Consider the following 17,402-nt stretch of genomic DNA (forward strand, 5'->3'; position numbering starts at 1 on the left):
TCATGCGATCAAAAATAGCGTGGCGTGGCCTATCACGATTCGATGCGGAAAGAGCCGCCGTTTCTTTGACTTAAGGCTTAGGCGGACCCGATTTTCTTCCCCCTCGTCTTGTCCTATGCTTCACACGGGAGAAGGAGGAGACATGCTCTCGGGCTCGATCATTTTCGCTGCCGCCTTCGGCTACCTGCTGCTGCTGTTTGCAGTGGCAAGTTATGGCGATCGCAAGGCCTGGAAGGCCGCACCTGCGGGCAAGGGCAGGCCGCTGGTCTATGCCTTGAGTCTTGCGATCTATTGCACGTCCTGGACCTATTTCGGCGGCGTCGGGCTTGCCGCCGAGCGCGGCCTCGAATTTACCGGCATCTATATCGGCCCGATCCTGATGTTCACCATCGGCCTGCCGGTGATCCGCCGCATCATCGCGCTTGCCAAGGCCGAAAAGCTGACCTCCGTTGCCGATTTCATCGCCGCGCGCTACGGCAAGAACCCGATGGTTGCGGCCATCGTCGCGCTGATCTCGCTGGTCGGCGCCATCCCCTATATCGCATTGCAGCTGAAGGCGGTCTCCAGCTCGGTCTCGGCACTGGTCGATACCAGCGGCTACGGCATCGGTTCGGGGCAGGACTTCATCGACCTGCCGCTGCTGGTCACGCTCTTCCTCGCCTGCTTCGCCATCGTCTTCGGCACGCGCCATACCGACGCGACCGAACATCAGGACGGACTGATCCTGGCGATTGCTATGGAATCGGTGGTGAAGCTGCTCGCTTTGGTCACGGCCGGGATCTACGTGGTCTTCTTCCTGTTTGACGGTCCAAGCGACCTCTGGGCCAAGGCGCTGGCCAACCAGCAGGTGATGACGGCACTGCACTACCAGACGCCGCTGCCGCGCTGGATCCTGCTCGTCGTCCTGTCCGCCTTTGCCATCATCATGCTGCCGCGCCAGTTCCATGTGACGGTGGTGGAAAACCGGACGGAAAAGGACCTGCGCACCGCAGGCATCCTGTTTCCAATCTACCTCGTCGCCATCAACCTGTTCGTGCTGCCTGTGGCGATTGCCGGCGTGCTGACCTTTGCCGGTACCGGCGATGCCGATCTCTACCTGCTGACGCTGCCGCTGGCGGCAGATATTCCGGTGCTCACCATGATCACCTTCATCGGCGGGTTTTCTGCAGCGACGGCTATGGTCATCGTCGCATCTGTCGCGCTGTCGATCATGATTTCCAACGACATCATCATGCCGGTATTCCTGCGGCGCAACCTGATGGGCCGCGGCGGCTCGCAGGATGTGGCCGGTACCCTGCTCAATGTCCGGCGCACGGCGATTTTCGTGGTGCTGCTTTTGGGTTACGCCTATTACCGCTCCGCCGACATGAGTGCGGGGCTTGCCTCGCTTGGCCTGCTCGCCTTCGCCGCTATCTCGCAGATGGCGCCGGCTTTGTTCGGCGGTCTCGTCTGGCGCCAGGCCAATGCCCGCGGCGCCATCGCCGGGATGACGCTCGGATTTTTCGTCTGGGCCTATCTCCTGTTTCTGCCCAGCCTCGGCGGACCGGACAATTCGCATGTCGCGGCAACCGTTCTCGGCTTTCTCTTCCCCTTCACCACCCTGTTTTCCGGCGCCGACGCCGATCCACTGGTCAATGCCTCGGCGCTCAGCCTGCTGGTCAACGTGATCGCCTATGTCGTCGGCTCGCTGACGCGCGCACCAAAGCCGCTGGAGCGGCTGCAGGCCGGCGTCTTCATCCGCCGCAAATCGCGCAGCGAAAAAGCCTTTCGCGGGCGCAAGACCAAGATCACCGTGCTGGATCTGAAGACCACCATCGCCCGCTATCTCGGCCAGGAAAGGATGCAGCGCTCCTTCCAGACCTATGAGCGCCAGACGGGCCGCTGGCTGGAGGATCATCTGCCGGCCGATATGGGGCTGATCCATTTTTCCGAACAGCTGCTCGGCAGCGCCATCGGCTCCTCGTCCGCACGTCTCGTTCTATCGCTCCTGCTGCAGCGGCTGGACGACACCTCGTCGGACACGGCCTGGCTGCTCGATCAGGCATCTGAAGCGCTGCAATACAATCAGGACATGCTGCAGACCGCACTCTCGCAGATGGACCAGGGCATCGCCGTCTTCGACAGCTCCAACAACCTGATCATCTGGAACCGCCGGTTCCGCCAGCTGCTCGACCTGCCGGAAAGTGCCGGACAGGTCGGTTTTCCGCTCGCAGACATCGTTTCGATGCTGACCCAGCGCGGCGATATCCGCAAGGATGACGGCAAGCGGCTGATTGCCAATTTCCTGACGCTCGACAAACCCTTCCTGCTCGAACTGTCAGGCGGCGCCCGCATCATCGAGGTGCGCACCAATGCCATGCCCGACAAGGGTATCGTCACCACCTATACCGACATTACCCATCGCGTGGCCGCCGACATGGCGCTGAAACAGGCAAACGAGACGCTGGAACTGCGCGTTGCCGAGCGCACGGGAGAACTCACCCGCGTCAACAAGGAAGTCGCCGAGGCGCGCGCCGCTGCCGAAGAGGCCAATATCGGCAAGACACGCTTTTTTGCCGCTGCCGGTCACGATATCCTGCAGCCGCTGAATGCCGCCCGCCTCTACTCGTCGTCGCTGGTGGAACGTCTCGGCGAATCGGAAAACAGCGCGCTGGTGCAGAATATCGATTCCTCGCTGGAATCGGTGGAGACCATCCTCGGGGCCGTTCTCGATATTTCGCGGCTCGATACCGGCGCCATGAAGCCGCGCCTGCAATCGGTGCCGCTCAACGACCTCCTGCGGCGGATCGAGACCGATTTTGCGCCGGTTGCCCGTGCTGCCAACCTCAAGCTCACCGTCATGCCGACATCGCTCACCGTGCGCACCGACCCCAACCTGTTGCGCCGCCTGGTGCAGAACCTCGTTTCCAACGCGATCAAATATACGCTGACGGGCAAGATCCTCGTCGGCGTGCGGCGCGAAAACGGCAATGCGGTCATCCAGGTGCTCGATTCCGGTATCGGCATCCCCGCGTCCAAGTTCCGCACCGTCTTCAAGGAGTTCGCCCGCCTCGACGAGGGCGCCAAGACCGCCTCCGGACTTGGCCTTGGCCTGTCAATCGTCGATCGCATTTCGCGCGTTCTCAATCACAGCGTCGATCTGCAATCCAAGCCCGGCAAGGGCACCCGCTTCCGCGTCACCCTGCCGATCGACCGGACGGCTGCGGGCAGCGCCCGGATCACGCCATCCGATCCGATCCGCACCGTCGAGCCGCTGCATGGCCTGCGTGTCCTGTGCATCGACAACGAGCCGCTGATCCTGGAAGGCATGAAACTGCTTTTGGAGGGCTGGGGCTGCCGCGTGACGACCACACCGTCGCTCGATGTCTGGCAGCGCAGTTTAACCGCTCAAGACCTGCGCCCCGACGCGATCATTGCCGACTATCACCTCGACGACGGCACCGGCATCGACATGATCCGCGCCATCCGGCTTCATTCCGGCACCGATATTCCGGCACTCCTGGTCACCGCCGACCGCTCCCCCGAAGTGCGCGCAAGCGCCGAGCGCGACGGCATCACCTTGCAAAACAAACCCGTCCGCCCGGCCTCGATGCGCGCCTGGCTGACGCAGCTGTCGGTATCGATGAAGGCGGCGGCGGAATAAACAGTATTGAATTATAGTGAAATTGCTATATTCGTATTGATATGACGTCGGACGATGCGATCGATATTAAAGAGGTGCTGTTCCTGTCGCCGCGTGTCGAAGAGGACTACCTGGCGCACCCGCTGAAGTGATTGAAGCATTCGATGCGCGGATAACCGCAGTCCAGAACCTTCGGCGCCTGCCCGCAAGACATCACCAGGCGCTATCGGGGAATGCGAAGGGATCGAAGAGCTCCGCGTCTTTCACGACAGCAACACATACCGGACATACTACCTTGCGGCCTACGACGAGGTAGTGATCCTGATCGACGCGGGCATGAAGAAGTCGAAACAGGGCGGCGAGATTCCGGTAGAACAGGTTGTCCGGCTGTTGGAGAGAAAACGTCAGGCAGACCAGTTCTATACCCGAAATCGGGTGTTGCTGCGCGAACGTTACGACGCACGGCAAAGACGAAGGCAATCGGAATAGGCTCAAAGACAATGACGGATGCAGCAGCTGGACCAACCAAATTGGGAAGCGGGAACTATCTCAAGGACCGCGGCTATAGTGACCCCGCAGAAATGCGGGTCAAATTCCTGCTTTCAAACGAGATCGCTGTCGCCGTCGAAGACAAGGGCTTGAGCCAGAAGGCGGCTGCGGAACTGACCAATCTGAAGCAGCCCGATATATCGAGAATCGTCAACGGCAATGTGGGTGACTATTCCGTCTGGAGGCTGATGCGCGCCCTGTCGTTGCTCGGCAGGGACATCGTTATCGACATCCATCAATCGAACCAGGAGCGTGGTGATATCAACACGCATATCGCGCCGGCAAAGCTGGCGACGGGACGTTAAGCCGCCACAGCCGAAATCTTGCCCAGTTGAATGACCGCCTGCGTGCGGCTGTCGACATTGAGCTTGAGCAGGATGGCCGAGACATGCGCCTTGATGGTTGCTTCGGAAACGCTGAGTTCGTAGGCGATCTGCTTGTTGAGCAGGCCTTCGGCGAGCATCCCAAGCACGCGCGATTGCTGCGGGGTGAGCGTCTGCAAACGGTGCAGAAGGGCGGCCACTTCCGGCTCGTGCTCCATGCCGCGCTGGAAGCCCGGCGGCGTGAAGATATCGCCGGCCATGACCGTGTCGATCCCTTGTCGGATTTCGTCGATACCTGCGGATTTGGACAGGAAACCGGAGGCGCCGAGTTCGAGTGCGCGCTGGATGGTGGCCGGATCGTCATGGGCAGAGACGATCATGACGGGCAGGCTCTGGAACTCGGCACGAAGCGCAATCAGCCCGGAAAGGCCGCTGACACCCGGCATGGTGAGATCCAGCAGCATCAGGTCGGCCGATGGATTGCCGATCGCCGCTTGCCGCGCGGAGGTGAAATCGCCGGCCTCGATGATCGCCGGATTGCCCGGCATGCCGCCCAGCGCCTGGCGCATGGCGCCGCGAAACAGCGGGTGGTCATCCGCAATGATGATGGTCAATCCTGATGTCATGACGCTCCCTCCCCAGAGCCTGGCCCGAAGGCCTGCCACGGCGGAAAAATCCTCCAATTCTTCCGCAGTGACGTCCAGATCCGGTCAGGTCTTTTGAGGCACGTCCTCCGTCTTGTCCGACGGCGGCTTGTCCCCGCTTTCCAGATCTTTCACAATTCCCATGAAACTGCGCATCATTCTTTCCATGACGCCCATCGTCTGGTCAATCTCTTCCTTGGTCGGAAGCTTGGGTTTGAGGCCCAGCGTGCCGTCGGAGGCGGCTTTTTCCAGGGTTTCGACGCGCTTGGTCAGCAAATCAAGCTCCAGCTCGAAGGCCGTTCGCTCGTCGGCCGCCATGCGGCAGACGATATCGCCGTCCTTTTCCTGGCAGAGCGAGACCTCGCCGGTCTGCGTATCCAGCCGCGCGATACCGCTATCGGTCTTCTGCATGGCATAGCGCCCGGGCGCCGGTTCCTGCGCCGCCACGGCAGACGCCGCAACCATGCCGCCAAGGGCTATTACCGGCATCAGCATCCTGTTCATCGCATTCTCCTTGATCGACATTATACGGCGCCCGTCAAAAATCAGGGCCGCGTCACGCTTGCCGGTGGACATTTTCAAAAGATTGCGGCAATCCCGCAATGAGATCGTCCACAGTTCCAGGAAACGCCGGCATGAGCAGCATTATCTATAAAATCGTTCCGGCAACTCTATGGCAGGATACGCGCGCAAGCGGAGAATTCAAAGGTACTGCGATCGATCTGACCGACGGTTTCATTCATTTCTCGACTGGGGACCAAGCACAGGAGACCGCTGCACGGCATTTTGCAGGGCAGGACGGCCTGCTGCTGGTTGCGGTCGATGGCGAAAAGCTGGGAGAGGCGCTGGTTTACGAGACCTCGCGCGGCGGTGCTTTGTTTCCGCATCTCTATGCCTCCCTGCCGCTTGACGCGGTCATCTGGGAAAAGCCGCTGCCGCTCGATGCCGATGGCGCCCATGTCTTTCCGGAGCTTGACCAATGATCGATATGTTCCAGTCGCTGGCCCGCCGCGGCCTTTTCCTGCTCGATCCGGAGGCGGCGCACGGCCTGTCGATCAAGGGGCTGAAGACCGGCCTCGTGCCTGCCTGTGCTGCCCCCGCCGATCCACGTCTGGCGCAGACCGTCGCCGGTCTCTCCTTTGCCAATCCGGTCGGCCTTGCCGCAGGTTACGACAAGAATGCAGAGGTCCCGGAAGCGCTGTTGCGCCTCGGCTTCGGCTTTACCGAGATCGGCACTGTGACGCCAAAGCCGCAGGCCGGCAACGACAAGCCGCGCATCTTCCGGCTGGTGGAGGACGAGGCCGTGATCAATCGCCTCGGCTTCAACAATGAAGGCCATCAGGCAGCGCTCCAGCGCCTGAAATCCTGTGCCCGGTCCGCAATGATCGGCGTTAATATCGGTGCCAACAAGGACAGCGCCGACCGCATTTCCGATTATGTCACCGGCATCCGCACCTTCTATGGTGTCGCCCGCTATTTCACCGCCAATATCTCTTCACCGAACACACCGGGCCTGCGTGACCTGCAGGCGCGCGAAAGCCTGTCGGCCCTGCTGTCTGCCGTTCTTGCGGCGCGCGATGAGGAAGCGAGGAAAGCTGGCATCCGCGTACCGGTCTTCCTGAAGATCGCGCCGGATCTGACCGAGGAAGGAATGGACGATATTGCTGCGGTCGCGCTCGACCATGCGCTTGACGGCCTGATCGTCTCCAACACGACGCTGTCGCGCGAGGGGCTGCGCGACCAGCAGCAGGCCAGGGAGAGCGGCGGTCTTTCCGGCAAGCCGCTGTTTGAAAAATCCACGATCGTGCTGGCGAAGATGCGCAAGCGCGTCGGTGCCGATCTGCCGATCATCGGGGTCGGCGGTGTCTCGTCGGCCGAAACGGCTGCGGAAAAGATCCGCGCCGGCGCCAATCTCGTCCAGCTCTATTCCTGCATGGTCTATGAGGGGCCGGCGCTGGCTGGCAAGATCGTGCGTGGCCTATCTGCCCTCTGCGACCGCGAAAAGCTGGCCTCGATCAGCGATATCTGCGGCAGCCGCACGGAGTATTGGGCTGACAGAAGCGCCTGAGCGGTCAGCTTGTAGAGAGCACCATGGCCCAATAGGGCCGGTTTCCAGACGCCGGGTTGCGCATCACACCAACGCCGAGGCCGCTATAGTTCGGGCCCAGCATATTCTCCAGATGCTTGGGCGAGTTGAACCAGGCGGCGTAGGCCCTTTCGGCGCTGTCCTGGCCCATAGCGATGTTTTCCGCTGCCGGAAGCCCCACGCCGCCGTCCTTCATGCGCGACAGGAAACTGTCGCCCAGGCCGATCAGATGCGACATCTTTCCGGCCTTGGCCATGCGGGACGCCTGCGACAGGGCCGCTTGCGCCGCCGCCGGATCGCGCACCAGCGGCTTCAGACCCTTCTGTTTTCTCAACGCATTGATATAGCCGAGCGTCGCATCCGTCTGATCGCTGCCATCTCCGCTCGGGGTGAGCTTGGGCGTGCCGCAACTGGCGAGAAGGCCGAGCGATAAAACCGCGCCTGCGCGCAGGAAGGTGCGGCGGGAAGCAAGGACTGTCTGATCGTGCATGTTACCGCCGGTAGCTGAGAATGCGCAGGATGATGAAGACCGGGATCACCACGGCGGCACCCAGGAGCAGATAGTCGCCGACGCGGCCAAGGGCTGCAAAGCCCGAATGCCAGAGATCGAGAACGAAATCGCGCACCGTGTAGAGGATGCCATAGGGCGTCCATCCAAAAACCGCCATGACGAAGCCGACGATGATCGAGACCACCAAAAGCTTGACGAGGACCCGAAGGGGCGAATCGCCCAGAAACCTGTTCACTCCATCGGCCATGGCCCATGATTCTCCTGTTTTTCTTCACATAGGCCGCCATGGCCCTTGCTGCAAGCTATCGATACCGCCGTTAAATCGCCGCTTGCCATTTCCATACTTGCGCGCCACAAGCGCTTAAAGCCCAAGCCCGTCACACGCGGCGCGCAATCGAGACCCGGAATCATGATGCTCAACCAGCTTTCCTCCGGCGATCTCATTGCCGACCGCCGCGCCGAATATGCGCATATGCTCGCCGATAGCGGCGATCATATGGACGCGGCCGACCTAATGACCCAGGCGCTGGAGCTTGCGCCCGACTGGGCGGCCGGCTGGTTCCGCCTCGCCGACTATGAGGAGAAATCCGGCCGCAAAGAGGCAGCCATCAGCGCCCTCAAAAAAGTTCTGACGCTCAATCCGGAGGATATGTTCGGGGCCGGTTTGAAACTCGCTCTTCTCGGCGACTCCGAAGCTCCCGGCCAGCCGTCGAGCCTCTACGTGGCGCAGCTGTTCGACGACTATGCCGGCCGCTTCGACAAGGCGCTTGTCGAAAAGCTCGACTATCGCGTTCCGGAAAAGCTGGAGGCTCTGATCGCTGAACATGCGGGCAGCATGCGGTTTGCCGATGTGGCCGATCTCGGCTGCGGCACCGGCCTGTTTGGCGAGCGCATCCGCGCCAGGGCGGACCGTCTGGAAGGCTTCGACCTGTCCGCCAACATGCTGGCAAAGGCACAGGAAAAGAGCCTTTATGATCACCTTGCCCAAGCCGATCTTTCGCTGCCGCCGGAAACGTCCGGGCTATTTTCCGGCATGGCGGAGCACCGCGCCGATCTGGTCAGCGCCGCCGATGTGCTGATGTATCTGGGCCGCCTCGACAGCGTCTTCGTCATCGCTCTACAGCTGATGGGACGCGCAGGCCTGTTTGCTTTTTCCGTCGAGGATGCCGGTGTAGAAGGCGATTTCATTTTGCGTCCATCGCTCCGCTACGCCCATTCCGAAACCTATATCCAGGGCCTCTGCAAGCGCTTTGGACTCGAGATCGTCGCTGCCAGCAAAACACCCATTCGCAATGATGGCGGAAAACCTGTCCTTGGCATTCTGTTCCTTACGCGAAAACCAGCCTGAACGCAGTTTTCTTGCGAAGTTAAAATAGGTCAGTATTGCTTACATATTTCGCTTGATTGCGACGGGCAGAATCCCGATAATTGCTGCACTGCACCCAGCCGTGAATATCAGAACGGTTGCGAGCGAACCTGCATTTTCATTCCATCCCAACATCGCCGTCCGGGCTATCCGGGCGCGGCCTGGCCATCTTCGGAGAGTGTGACATGAGCATTATCAATGCCCTTGGCTTCTGGAATACCAGTGCTACGCGCCATACGCCGGTCGAGGATGTGCAGGGTATTTTTTCGGGCAGCCTGGTCGCTGCCCTTGGCCTTTACGTGCTCGCCAGCGCCGGTCTCCTGACGGGCAGCACCGCTGGTGTCGCCTTCCTCTTGCATTATGCGCTTGGCATCAATTTCGGCCTCGCCTTCTTCGTGCTCAACCTGCCGTTTTTCTACCTGTCGTGGAAGCGCCTCGGCATGGCCTTCACCGTGAAGACCTTCATTGCCATCGCCATTACCTCGGTCCTGACCAACCTGCAGGGTGATGTGTTCCAGATCGCCAATATCCACCCGGCCTGGGCGGCGCTGCTGGGCGGCGTTCTCCTGGGTTTTGGTGTCCTGGCGCTCTATCGCCACCGCGCCAGCCTTGGCGGCGTCGGCATCCTCGGCATTTATATGCAGGAGCGGTTCGGCATCCGCGCCGGTCTTGTGCAGCTTGCCATCGATCTCTGCGTGCTGGCCGCCGCCTTCTTCGTCACCACGCCGCCGGTCGTGTTCTATTCGGTACTGGGCGCAGTCGTGCTCAATCTGTTCCTGACCATCAACCACCGCTCCGACCGCTATATCGCTTTGTAAAACGCGCGTCCTCCAGGCGGAGGAGACGCCGCGTGCAAAGCGAGGTGACGAGGGGGCCGATGCGCATTCGTCAAACAATGCGCCGCGCCAATGCCAGGGCAGCACCGGCCGCCTCCTCGTCCAACCTTTCATTCCTAATGAAGTGAGAGCGGGACAAGCTCTTCCCGCTCCCCGGCGCTGCACCTGTTGCGGATGCGCAGCCCCGTAGCCGTTTTGCCGGTCAGGCGGCCTTTGCCACCTTATCGACCGGATGCTGCGAGCGGAAGCTGACGGCCAGCCGGTTCCAGACGTTGATGGCGCCAATGGCAACCGTGATGTCGGTGATTTCCGCTTCGGAAAAATGCTCCTTCAGCGCATTGAAGACGTCGTCCGGCGCGCCGGTCTGGGCAATGTTGGTGACGGCATCGACCCAGCCAAGCAGAGCCCGCTCGCGGACGTCATAAACCGGCGATTCACGCCAGACGCACAACAGGTTGATCCACTGCTCGCTCAGGCCGTCATGACGGGATTCCTTGACGTGCATATCGACACAGTAGGCGCAGCCATTGATCTGCGACGCGCGTAGCTTGATCAGGTGGATGAAACGGCGCTCAAGGCCGCTCTCCTGGACATACTGCTCCAGAGCAGCGACGGCCTTGTAGGCAGCAGGCGAAACTTTGGCGAAGTTGAAACGCGTTTGCATGGGTCTTCTCCTGTGTTGATGGCTCAGCGAGCCGTTTTGCGCTCATGAAGTTCAAGGAAGGCGCAGCCTCTTGCTGCGATCGATCCGTCGTCGATTTCGGCCAATTGCACGCCGAGATCGGCAATTGTGGTCTTGGCCAGTTCCGCCCGGTAGACGCGCTCGGCCCTGAGCATAGTGGCCGAGATATTGCAGGGCTTGGAAAACAGGTGGTTGCCGACGGGGTTCGGCCCGCGCTGGCGGATTTCATTGCAGCGGAAGGCCGGGGCCGGGCCTTCGACGGCAAGCACGATATCGAGCAGCGTGATCTTCTGCGCCGGACGCGCCAGCCGGTATCCGCCCTTTGGGCCCGGCACCGTATCGAGAATACCGGCTCCCGACAGAGATTGCAGATGCTTGAGCAGATAACTGGTGGAGACGCCATGAAACTCGGCGATTGCGGCGGCCGACAGGACCCCGCCTTCGGACAGGCCGGACAGCATCGCCACGCTGTGGATTGCTTGCTCGACCCCGTCACCCAGCTTCATCGCCTTGCCTCCGCCTTCTATCGTGGATAATTTATATCCATGATTATTCCGGCCGTCAAGCGGGGAAATCCGTCACAGCGCTTGCGTTCGCAAAACCTGAGGATAGAAGAGCAGGAAACTGGCGACGGGGACTATGACGATGATGGCAACACCTGCAAAATCGGCCTTTGCGGCCCTGATGAATTCGAGCGCCGAGCGGCATTCGATCGCCGACGACGCGCAGGGCGTGATCTCCGGCAGCATGCTGTGCGTGCTCGGCATCACGCTGTTTTCCAGCGCCGGACTGTTAACGGGCGGCACGCCGGGCATTGCCTTTCTCGTCCATTACGCGACGGGCTTCAGCTTTGGCGCCTGCTTCTTTGCGGTAAACCTGCCCTTCTATTACCTCGCCTTCCGCCGCATGGGGCTTGCCTTCACGGTCAAGACATTCATCGCTGTCGCAATGACCTCGGCCATGTCCGAAGTGCTGCCGCGTGCGCTGGGGATCACCCAGATCGATCCGCTGATCGGCGCCCTGTTCGGCGGGCTTGTGGTCGGTGCCGGCCTTCTCGCCCTTTTCCGCCACCGCGCCAGCCTGGGCGGCGTCGGCATTCTGGCGCTCTATCTGCAGGATCGTTTCGGCTGGCGGGCAGGCTTCATCCAGCTCGGCTTCGACGGGGCGATCGTTGCCTGCTCGTTCTTCCTCGCCAGCCCCTTCATCATCGCCTGTTCGATCGCGGGCGCCGTCGTCATGAACGTCACCCTGGCGATGAACCACCGCAAGGACCGCTATATCGCGATGTGAGGACGCCAAGGCGTCGTGCTCCGCCAGGGGGCGTCGAGCCACCCGGGAGGACCGTCCAAAACGTATCCTATCCGTTCATGCTGTCCGGGCCGGGATCGCCACCGGCGGCGGCAATCGACATGCGGCGCAGATAATGGGCCCAGCCCTTTGCGTGATTGGCACGTTCCTTCTCGTCGGGCAGGCCGCTATGGGTGAGCCGCACCAGCGTGCCGCCGTCCTTCTCGATCAGGTCGATTTCGATCAGGCCGGATTCCGGCGGCACCGTGTCATGGCCGTCCCAGCCGAAACTATAGGCCAGGCGGTGCACCGGGATGACCTCGGTAAACTGGCCTCTTGCAGTCTGCCGGTCGTTCATGCTGAGCAGATAGATGCCGCCGGGATGCGGCTCGATCGTCGCCGAGGTGCCCATCCAGCGCAAGATCTTGTCGGGATCTGTCAGAAACGCAAAAACCGTTGCCTGCGGCGCGGCGATCTGGATTTCACTGTGAAGCGTTTCCGTCATCGGGATGTCCTTCCAGTCTCACATTCAGGCCGCAATCTAAGCCGAACTGCCTGTTGCGCAAGATGCAAAATCTCGTGACAGCAGGCAGGCGCCACGGCATGATGGCCACTATGCAACTGCCGTCTGCTCTCTCTTTCCTCGTCGATACCGCGATCGACATGCCTGATGGCGATGCGTTCCTGACGGCGCTGGCCGCACGGCTTGTTGCCGATGGCTTGCCGCTGACGGGAGGCGCGCTGACGCAGGCAGCACCGCATCCCGTCATCGAGCGGCGCATCTGGCTCTGGCGGGCGGATACCGGACGGGTGATCGAGGCGCTGGGACTGACGGGGGCCTTTGGTCCCGCCGTGGTCCAACCCGCTGATATCGGCCGGAGCGATATCGCGAAGACTGCCATCGCCAGTATTGACATCGCCCGTGCTGACATCGCACAGACTTGGCTGGCAGGCCTCGGCACCCCCAGCATCCAGGAGGAGGCCGCCGGTGGCGCGACGCTCGCCTGGTCGGCAGACCGGCCATTCACCCCGGATGAGGCAGACCTTTTACGCGAAGTCGCACGCTTTGCGGCAGCGCCGCTTGCCGTGCTTGCCGCCCGCTCGACGCTCTCGGCGCTTTTGACGACCTATCTCGGCCGCCGCAGCGCCGCGCAGGTTCTGGCCGGACGTTTGCGGCGCGACCCGGGAGAGACGATCCGGGCTGCCCTTCTGTTTGCCGATCTGCGTGGCTTTACCGAATTATCGGAGACCACGGACGCAAAAGAGGTGATCGTAGCGCTCGACGCCTGGTTCGATCGCGTCGCGGGCGCCGTCCATGCCTTTGGCGGCGAGGTGCTGAAATTCATCGGCGATGGGGTTCTGGCCATTTTTCCGGTCGGAGAGCGTGGCGCGACAGCCGCCTGCGACGCCGCTTTGCGCGCGGTGTCCGCCGCACGCGCCGGAATGGATCACCTCGATAAAGTCCGCTCTGCGCAAGGGCAAAAACCCCTCACGTTCGGCGTGGCTCTTCATCTCGGCGATATGCTGTGGGGGAATATCGGGACGGCCGACCGGCTGGATTTCACCGCCATCGGCCCCGCCGTCAATCTCGTCAGCCGGCTGGAGGGCCTCTGCCGCCCGCTCGGATGCACGGTGCTCGTCTCCGGCGCCTTTGCGGCGGAAACGACGCAGCCGCTCAATCCTCTCGGCGATCATAGCCTGCGCGGCATCGCCGCACCCTGCGCGGTGTTTACGCCGCAGCGGTAACTAATGACACTTAACCGTGTGGCCGGAGGGCGCGCTGCTACAGTCCGTCGTGTTTTTTCAACTGATCGATCGCGCTCAGCGCATCATAAGGAGACCAGCCCGCATCGACGGCGGCTTCCACCAGCTTGGTTTCCACTTCCTGCTCCAGCCGCTGATAGAGCGGCTCCAGCGCCTCCTGAACCGTCAGGATATGCTGATCGGGCGGAATGATGGTTTTACCAGATGCGGAGGATGGCATGCCCCTCTCCTTCTTGATTTGGCTTGAATTTGGCCTCTTTGATTCCGGCAGAATTGTTCCAACGCCGGGACTGCGGAAATGTTCCGGCGCAAGCCGCCATATTTTTGACGGTCACCGAAATCCTTGCCGGTGGCGCAATGCATTGCCCGCTATTTCAAAGGGCTCTCTTCAAATCCGCATCATTTGATCTACATTTGTTCGCGTGAACCAGATCGATTCCATCCCGCGCGCCAGGACGCAAATTCTCCTGCCCCCGCCCTTCCTGCGCTGGTTTGCGGAAAAGGGCTGGCAGCCGCGTGCGCATCAGCTGGAGCTCCTGTCCCGCGTCCAGGGCGGTGACAGCATGTTGCTGATCGCACCGACCGGTGCCGGCAAGACGCTGGCCGGTTTCCTGCCCTCCCTGGTTTCCCTCACCGAACGTGGAAAGATGCCGCCCGGCTCGGCCTTTACCGGCATCCACACGCTCTACATTTCGCCCCTCAAGGCGCTCGCCGTCGATATCGAGCGCAACCTGATGAAGCCGGTCGGCGATATGGGGCTGCCGATCCGCATTGAAAACCGCACCGGCGATACGCCATCCGCCAAGCGCCAGCGCCAGAAGCTCAATCCGCCCGATATCCTTTTGACCACGCCGGAACAGGTGGCGCTGCTTCTCGCCAATGGCGAGGCAGAGCGCTTCTTCAAGGACCTGAAATATGTCGTCCTCGACGAGTTGCATTCGCTGGTCACGTCCAAGCGCGGCCATCTTCTGTCGCTCGGTCTCGCCCGCCTGCGCCAGCTCGCACCCGCCATGCAGGCGATCGGCCTTTCCGCCACCGTCGCCGACCCGATGGACCTGCAGCGCTGGCTTGCACCCCAGAGAGAGGGCGAGGATAATCATGCCGGCCTGATCACCGTGACCGGCGGGGCAAGGCCGGAAATTTCCATCCTCTCCACCGAGGAGCGGGTGCCCTGGGCCGGGCATTCGGCAGCCTATGCCATCGGCGATATCTACCGGGCGATCGGCGAAACCAAAACGACGCTTCTCTTCGTCAATACCCGCAGCCAGGCCGAACGCGTCTTCCAGGAACTGTGGACCATCAACGACGACAATCTGCCGATCGCGCTGCATCACGGCTCGCTCGATGTCGGCCAGCGGCGCAAGGTCGAGGCGGCCATGTCGGAAAACCGGCTGCGCGCCGTCGTCGCCACCTCGACGCTCGATCTTGGTATCGACTGGGGCGATGTGGATATGGTCATCCATGTCGGCGCGCCGAAGGGCGCATCGCGCCTTGCCCAGCGCATCGGCCGCGCCAATCACCGCATGGACGAGCCGAGCCGCGCCATCCTGGTTCCCGCCAACCGTTTCGAGGTGATGGAATGCCAGGCAGCGCTCGATGCCAACTATATCGGCGCGCAGGACACGCCGGCCGTCGGCAAGGGGGCGCTGGATGTGCTCGCCCAGCATGTGCTCGGCATGGCCTGTGCCGCATCCTTCGATCCCTTGGCGCTCTATGCTGAAATCACCAGTGCCGCACCCTATTCGACCCTTTCCTGGGAGACCTTCGAACGCATCGTCGATTTTGTTGCCACGGGCGGGTATGCGCTGCGCGCCTATGAGCGCTATGCCAAGATCCGCAAGACGCCGGAAGGGCTTTGGCGCGTCTCCAATCCGATGGTTGCGCAGCAATACCGCCTCAATGTCGGCACCATCATCGAATCGCCGATGCTCAACGTGCGCATGGTCAAGCACAATGCCCGGGGCGGCATCGGCCGGGGTGGAATGGCGCTCGGCAAGGTCGAGGAATATTTCATCGAAATGCTGTCTCCGGGCGATACGTTTCTCTTTTCCGGCAAGGTGCTGCGATTTGAAGGCATCCGCGAAAACGAATGCCTGGTCAGCCAGGGCTTCAAGCTCGATCCGAAGGTCCCCTCCTATAATGGCGGTAAGTTTCCGCTCTCCACTTATCTCGCCCAGCAGGTCCGCAAGATGCTCGCCGATCCCAGCCGGCATGCGACCCTGCCGGATCAGGTGCGCGACTGGCTGTCGCTGCAGAAAGATCTTTCGATGCTGCCGAAGGAGGACGAGCTTCTGATCGAAACCTTTCCGCGCGGTGCGCGCCATTACATGGTGATCTACGCGTTCGAGGGCAGGCTTGCCCACCAGACGCTTGGCATGCTCTTGACCCGGCGGCTCGACCGCGCCGGACTGAAACCGCTCGGCTTCGTCGCCACGGATTATTCGCTCGCCATCTGGGGACTGGAGGATCTAAGCGACGCCTTCACCTCCGGAAGGCCGCGGCTTGCCGACCTGTTCGACGAGGATATGCTGGGTGACGATCTGGAGGCCTGGCTGAACGAGAGCTTCCTGTTGAAACGCACGTTCCGCAACTGTGCCGTCATCGCCGGGCTGATCGACCAGCGCCATCCCGGCAAGGAAAAGAGCGGACGGCAGGTGACGGTTTCAGCCGATCTCATCTATGACGTCCTGCGCAGTCACGAGCCCGATCACATCCTTTTGGAAGCCACGCGCAACGATGCATCGACCGGGCTTTTGGAGATCGAGCGGCTTGGCGATATGCTGTCGCGAATCAAGGGCCATATCACCCACCGCCCGCTGGAGCGGATTTCGCCGCTGGCCGTTCCGGTCATGCTCGAAATCGGCAGGGAATCGGTCAATGGCGACGCGCAGGACTTTCTGCTTGCCGAAGCCGCCGACGAACTGTTTGCGGATGTGGTGGCCACGGCATCGCCATAAAGCTTGATCAAAGACTTGAAAAACAACGCCGCCGGAAACTTCATGTACCGTATCGCCCACGCCATCTCTGCCCTTCCGGACAATCCGGCGCTGTCGTCCCGCATCGTCGTTAACGGCGTGATCGGCATCTGCGATCCGCTCGGCGGGCTGTATCTGCCCGACCTTGATATTCTCGTCGTTTCCGATCTGCATCTGGAAAAGGGCTCGGCCTTTGCGCGGCGCGGCATGATGTTGCCGCCCTACGATACGCTGGCGACGCTGCGCATCCTCGATGCGGTCATTGCCCGGCACAATCCGAAAACCGTCATCAGCCTCGGCGACAATTTTCACGACCGCAACGGCTCCGCCCTGATGCCGGAGCTGTTTCGCACCATGATCGAAACCATGGCGCGCGGGCGCGAATGGATCTGGATCAACGGCAACCACGATCCCGACGGCACCACCGCCCTGCCCGGCGCATCCATGGACGAGCTCATCCATTCCGGCCTGATCTTCCGCCATGAACCGGCTTTGAGCGCAAAGCCCGGCGAAATCGCCGGCCATCTCCACCCGTCAGCCACGGTACGGCGGCGCGAAAAATATATGCGCCGCGCCTGCTTTGCCACCGACGGCCGCCGCCTGATCATGCCCGCTTTCGGCGTCACCACCGGCGGCCTTGATCTGCGCCACCAGGCCATGCGCGGCCTGTTCGACCACCAGAGCCTTGTCGCCCATATGCTGGGACGGGATCGGATCTATTCGGTGCGGTTTGCGAATTTGCTGGGGTGATAGAGGA

General features: G+C 61.7%; 19 protein-coding genes. 11 read left to right on the top strand and 8 right to left on the bottom strand.

What is annotated here, in order from left to right; genetic code table 11:
- Window positions 1-142: 142 nt before the first annotated feature.
- From ASD32_RS01590 to ASD32_RS29945, 3 genes are all read left to right on the top strand, one after another.
- Window positions 143-3,643 carry a NahK/ErcS family hybrid sensor histidine kinase/response regulator gene (locus ASD32_RS01590; protein WP_060636138.1) on the top strand — a complete coding sequence of 1,167 codons (3,501 nt, stop codon included), beginning with the start codon at window positions 143-145 and terminating at the stop codon, window positions 3,641-3,643.
- A gap of 204 nt (window positions 3,644-3,847) precedes the next feature.
- Window positions 3,848-4,111, top strand: coding sequence for a type II toxin-antitoxin system RelE/ParE family toxin (locus ASD32_RS30520; protein WP_280139398.1), 264 nt, complete (start codon window positions 3,848-3,850; stop codon window positions 4,109-4,111).
- Window positions 4,112-4,122: 11 nt separating this feature from the next.
- Entirely contained in the window at window positions 4,123-4,476 is a 354-nt protein-coding gene (locus tag ASD32_RS29945) for a helix-turn-helix transcriptional regulator (RefSeq protein WP_060636139.1), read from the top strand.
- On the opposite strand, the gene ASD32_RS01600 is transcribed toward ASD32_RS29945, so the two are convergent.
- Together ASD32_RS01600 and ASD32_RS01605 are read right to left on the bottom strand one after the other, a co-directional pair.
- Window positions 4,473-5,120 carry a response regulator transcription factor gene (locus ASD32_RS01600; RefSeq protein WP_060636140.1) on the bottom strand — a complete coding sequence of 216 codons (648 nt, stop codon included), beginning with the start codon at window positions 5,118-5,120 and terminating at the stop codon, window positions 4,473-4,475. The two genes, ASD32_RS29945 and ASD32_RS01600, sit on opposite strands and share 4 nt — an antisense overlap.
- Window positions 5,121-5,204: 84 nt before the next feature.
- A complete protein-coding gene (locus ASD32_RS01605; RefSeq protein ID WP_060636258.1) occupies window positions 5,205-5,642 on the bottom strand; it encodes a hypothetical protein in 438 nt (145 codons plus the stop codon).
- 131 nt (window positions 5,643-5,773) lie between these two features.
- On the opposite strand from ASD32_RS01605, the gene ASD32_RS01610 reads away from it, so the two are divergent.
- Together ASD32_RS01610 and ASD32_RS01615 are read left to right on the top strand one after the other, a co-directional pair.
- Complete coding sequence (locus ASD32_RS01610; RefSeq protein WP_060636141.1) at window positions 5,774-6,121, top strand: DUF952 domain-containing protein; 348 nt, start codon at window positions 5,774-5,776, stop codon at window positions 6,119-6,121.
- Window positions 6,118-7,206 (top strand): quinone-dependent dihydroorotate dehydrogenase, encoded by a 1,089-nt coding sequence (locus ASD32_RS01615; protein WP_060636142.1) that lies wholly within the window; start codon window positions 6,118-6,120, stop codon window positions 7,204-7,206. Before ASD32_RS01610 ends, ASD32_RS01615 begins: the two co-directional genes overlap by 4 nt.
- Window positions 7,207-7,210: 4 nt before the next feature.
- Here ASD32_RS01615 and ASD32_RS01620 read toward each other — a convergent pair whose 3' ends face one another.
- On the bottom strand, window positions 7,211-7,714 hold the full coding sequence (locus tag ASD32_RS01620; RefSeq protein WP_060636143.1) for a CAP domain-containing protein: 504 nt from the start codon (window positions 7,712-7,714) through the stop codon (window positions 7,211-7,213).
- A gap of 1 nt (window position 7,715) precedes the next feature.
- A complete protein-coding gene (locus ASD32_RS01625) occupies window positions 7,716-7,982 on the bottom strand; it encodes a DUF6460 domain-containing protein (RefSeq protein ID WP_060636144.1) in 267 nt (88 codons plus the stop codon).
- A gap of 162 nt (window positions 7,983-8,144) precedes the next feature.
- Here ASD32_RS01625 and ASD32_RS01630 point away from each other — a divergent pair, with 162 nt between their 5' ends.
- Window positions 8,145-9,083: a methyltransferase domain-containing protein gene (locus ASD32_RS01630; protein WP_060636145.1), complete on the top strand. Its 939-nt coding sequence runs from the start codon at window positions 8,145-8,147 to the stop codon at window positions 9,081-9,083.
- Window positions 9,084-9,286: 203 nt separating this feature from the next.
- Window positions 9,287-9,919 (top strand): YitT family protein, encoded by a 633-nt coding sequence (locus ASD32_RS01635; RefSeq protein WP_060636146.1) that lies wholly within the window; start codon window positions 9,287-9,289, stop codon window positions 9,917-9,919.
- Between the two features lie 220 nt (window positions 9,920-10,139).
- On the opposite strand, the gene ASD32_RS01640 is transcribed toward ASD32_RS01635, so the two are convergent.
- Together ASD32_RS01640 and ASD32_RS01645 are read right to left on the bottom strand one after the other, a co-directional pair.
- The gene (locus tag ASD32_RS01640; protein WP_060636147.1) at window positions 10,140-10,601 is read right to left on the bottom strand and encodes a carboxymuconolactone decarboxylase family protein; all 462 of its coding nucleotides are present in this window, start codon (window positions 10,599-10,601) and stop codon (window positions 10,140-10,142) included.
- A 23-nt stretch (window positions 10,602-10,624) separates the two neighbouring features.
- The gene (locus ASD32_RS01645; RefSeq protein ID WP_060636148.1) at window positions 10,625-11,125 is read right to left on the bottom strand and encodes an Rrf2 family transcriptional regulator; all 501 of its coding nucleotides are present in this window, start codon (window positions 11,123-11,125) and stop codon (window positions 10,625-10,627) included.
- Between the two features lie 142 nt (window positions 11,126-11,267).
- Between ASD32_RS01645 and ASD32_RS01650 the strand changes: the two genes are divergently transcribed.
- Complete coding sequence (locus ASD32_RS01650) at window positions 11,268-11,909, top strand: YitT family protein (protein ID WP_156383015.1); 642 nt, start codon at window positions 11,268-11,270, stop codon at window positions 11,907-11,909.
- A 67-nt stretch (window positions 11,910-11,976) separates the two neighbouring features.
- On the opposite strand, the gene ASD32_RS01655 is transcribed toward ASD32_RS01650, so the two are convergent.
- Window positions 11,977-12,411, bottom strand: coding sequence for an SRPBCC family protein (locus tag ASD32_RS01655; RefSeq protein ID WP_060636149.1), 435 nt, complete (start codon window positions 12,409-12,411; stop codon window positions 11,977-11,979).
- Window positions 12,412-12,521: 110 nt separating this feature from the next.
- Between ASD32_RS01655 and ASD32_RS01660 the strand changes: the two genes are divergently transcribed.
- Entirely contained in the window at window positions 12,522-13,652 is a 1,131-nt protein-coding gene (locus tag ASD32_RS01660; protein ID WP_060636260.1) for an adenylate/guanylate cyclase domain-containing protein, read from the top strand.
- A 37-nt stretch (window positions 13,653-13,689) separates the two neighbouring features.
- Here the strand turns inward: ASD32_RS01660 and ASD32_RS01665 are convergent, their stop codons facing one another.
- Window positions 13,690-13,890, bottom strand: coding sequence for a hypothetical protein (locus ASD32_RS01665; protein ID WP_060636150.1), 201 nt, complete (start codon window positions 13,888-13,890; stop codon window positions 13,690-13,692).
- A 202-nt stretch (window positions 13,891-14,092) separates the two neighbouring features.
- On the opposite strand from ASD32_RS01665, the gene ASD32_RS01670 reads away from it, so the two are divergent.
- Together ASD32_RS01670 and pdeM are read left to right on the top strand one after the other, a co-directional pair.
- Window positions 14,093-16,627 carry a ligase-associated DNA damage response DEXH box helicase gene (locus ASD32_RS01670; protein WP_060636151.1) on the top strand — a complete coding sequence of 845 codons (2,535 nt, stop codon included), beginning with the start codon at window positions 14,093-14,095 and terminating at the stop codon, window positions 16,625-16,627.
- A 42-nt stretch (window positions 16,628-16,669) separates the two neighbouring features.
- Window positions 16,670-17,395 carry a ligase-associated DNA damage response endonuclease PdeM gene (gene pdeM / locus ASD32_RS01675; protein ID WP_060636152.1) on the top strand — a complete coding sequence of 242 codons (726 nt, stop codon included), beginning with the start codon at window positions 16,670-16,672 and terminating at the stop codon, window positions 17,393-17,395.
- Window positions 17,396-17,402 lie beyond the last annotated feature (7 nt).

Source organism: Rhizobium sp. Root483D2 (genome assembly GCF_001426685.1).
GTDB classification, from domain to species: domain Bacteria; phylum Pseudomonadota; class Alphaproteobacteria; order Rhizobiales; family Rhizobiaceae; genus Pararhizobium; species Pararhizobium qamdonense.

Coding starts and splice junctions, on each gene's coding strand:
- ASD32_RS01590 (WP_060636138.1), top strand. CDS start 143: ATGCTCTCGGGCTCGATCATTTTCGCTGCCGCCTTCGGCTACCTGCTG.
- ASD32_RS29945 (WP_060636139.1), top strand. CDS start 4,123: ATGACGGATGCAGCAGCTGGACCAACCAAATTGGGAAGCGGGAACTAT.
- ASD32_RS01600 (WP_060636140.1), bottom strand. CDS start 5,120: ATGACATCAGGATTGACCATCATCATTGCGGATGACCACCCGCTGTTT.
- ASD32_RS01605 (WP_060636258.1), bottom strand. CDS start 5,642: ATGAACAGGATGCTGATGCCGGTAATAGCCCTTGGCGGCATGGTTGCG.
- ASD32_RS01610 (WP_060636141.1), top strand. CDS start 5,774: ATGAGCAGCATTATCTATAAAATCGTTCCGGCAACTCTATGGCAGGAT.
- ASD32_RS01615 (WP_060636142.1), top strand. CDS start 6,118: ATGATCGATATGTTCCAGTCGCTGGCCCGCCGCGGCCTTTTCCTGCTC.
- ASD32_RS01620 (WP_060636143.1), bottom strand. CDS start 7,714: ATGCACGATCAGACAGTCCTTGCTTCCCGCCGCACCTTCCTGCGCGCA.
- ASD32_RS01625 (WP_060636144.1), bottom strand. CDS start 7,982: ATGGCCGATGGAGTGAACAGGTTTCTGGGCGATTCGCCCCTTCGGGTC.
- ASD32_RS01630 (WP_060636145.1), top strand. CDS start 8,145: ATGATGCTCAACCAGCTTTCCTCCGGCGATCTCATTGCCGACCGCCGC.
- ASD32_RS01635 (WP_060636146.1), top strand. CDS start 9,287: ATGAGCATTATCAATGCCCTTGGCTTCTGGAATACCAGTGCTACGCGC.
- ASD32_RS01640 (WP_060636147.1), bottom strand. CDS start 10,601: ATGCAAACGCGTTTCAACTTCGCCAAAGTTTCGCCTGCTGCCTACAAG.
- ASD32_RS01645 (WP_060636148.1), bottom strand. CDS start 11,125: ATGAAGCTGGGTGACGGGGTCGAGCAAGCAATCCACAGCGTGGCGATG.
- ASD32_RS01650 (WP_156383015.1), top strand. CDS start 11,268: ATGGCAACACCTGCAAAATCGGCCTTTGCGGCCCTGATGAATTCGAGC.
- ASD32_RS01655 (WP_060636149.1), bottom strand. CDS start 12,411: ATGACGGAAACGCTTCACAGTGAAATCCAGATCGCCGCGCCGCAGGCA.
- ASD32_RS01660 (WP_060636260.1), top strand. CDS start 12,522: ATGCAACTGCCGTCTGCTCTCTCTTTCCTCGTCGATACCGCGATCGAC.
- ASD32_RS01665 (WP_060636150.1), bottom strand. CDS start 13,890: ATGCCATCCTCCGCATCTGGTAAAACCATCATTCCGCCCGATCAGCAT.
- pdeM (WP_060636152.1), top strand. CDS start 16,670: ATGTACCGTATCGCCCACGCCATCTCTGCCCTTCCGGACAATCCGGCG.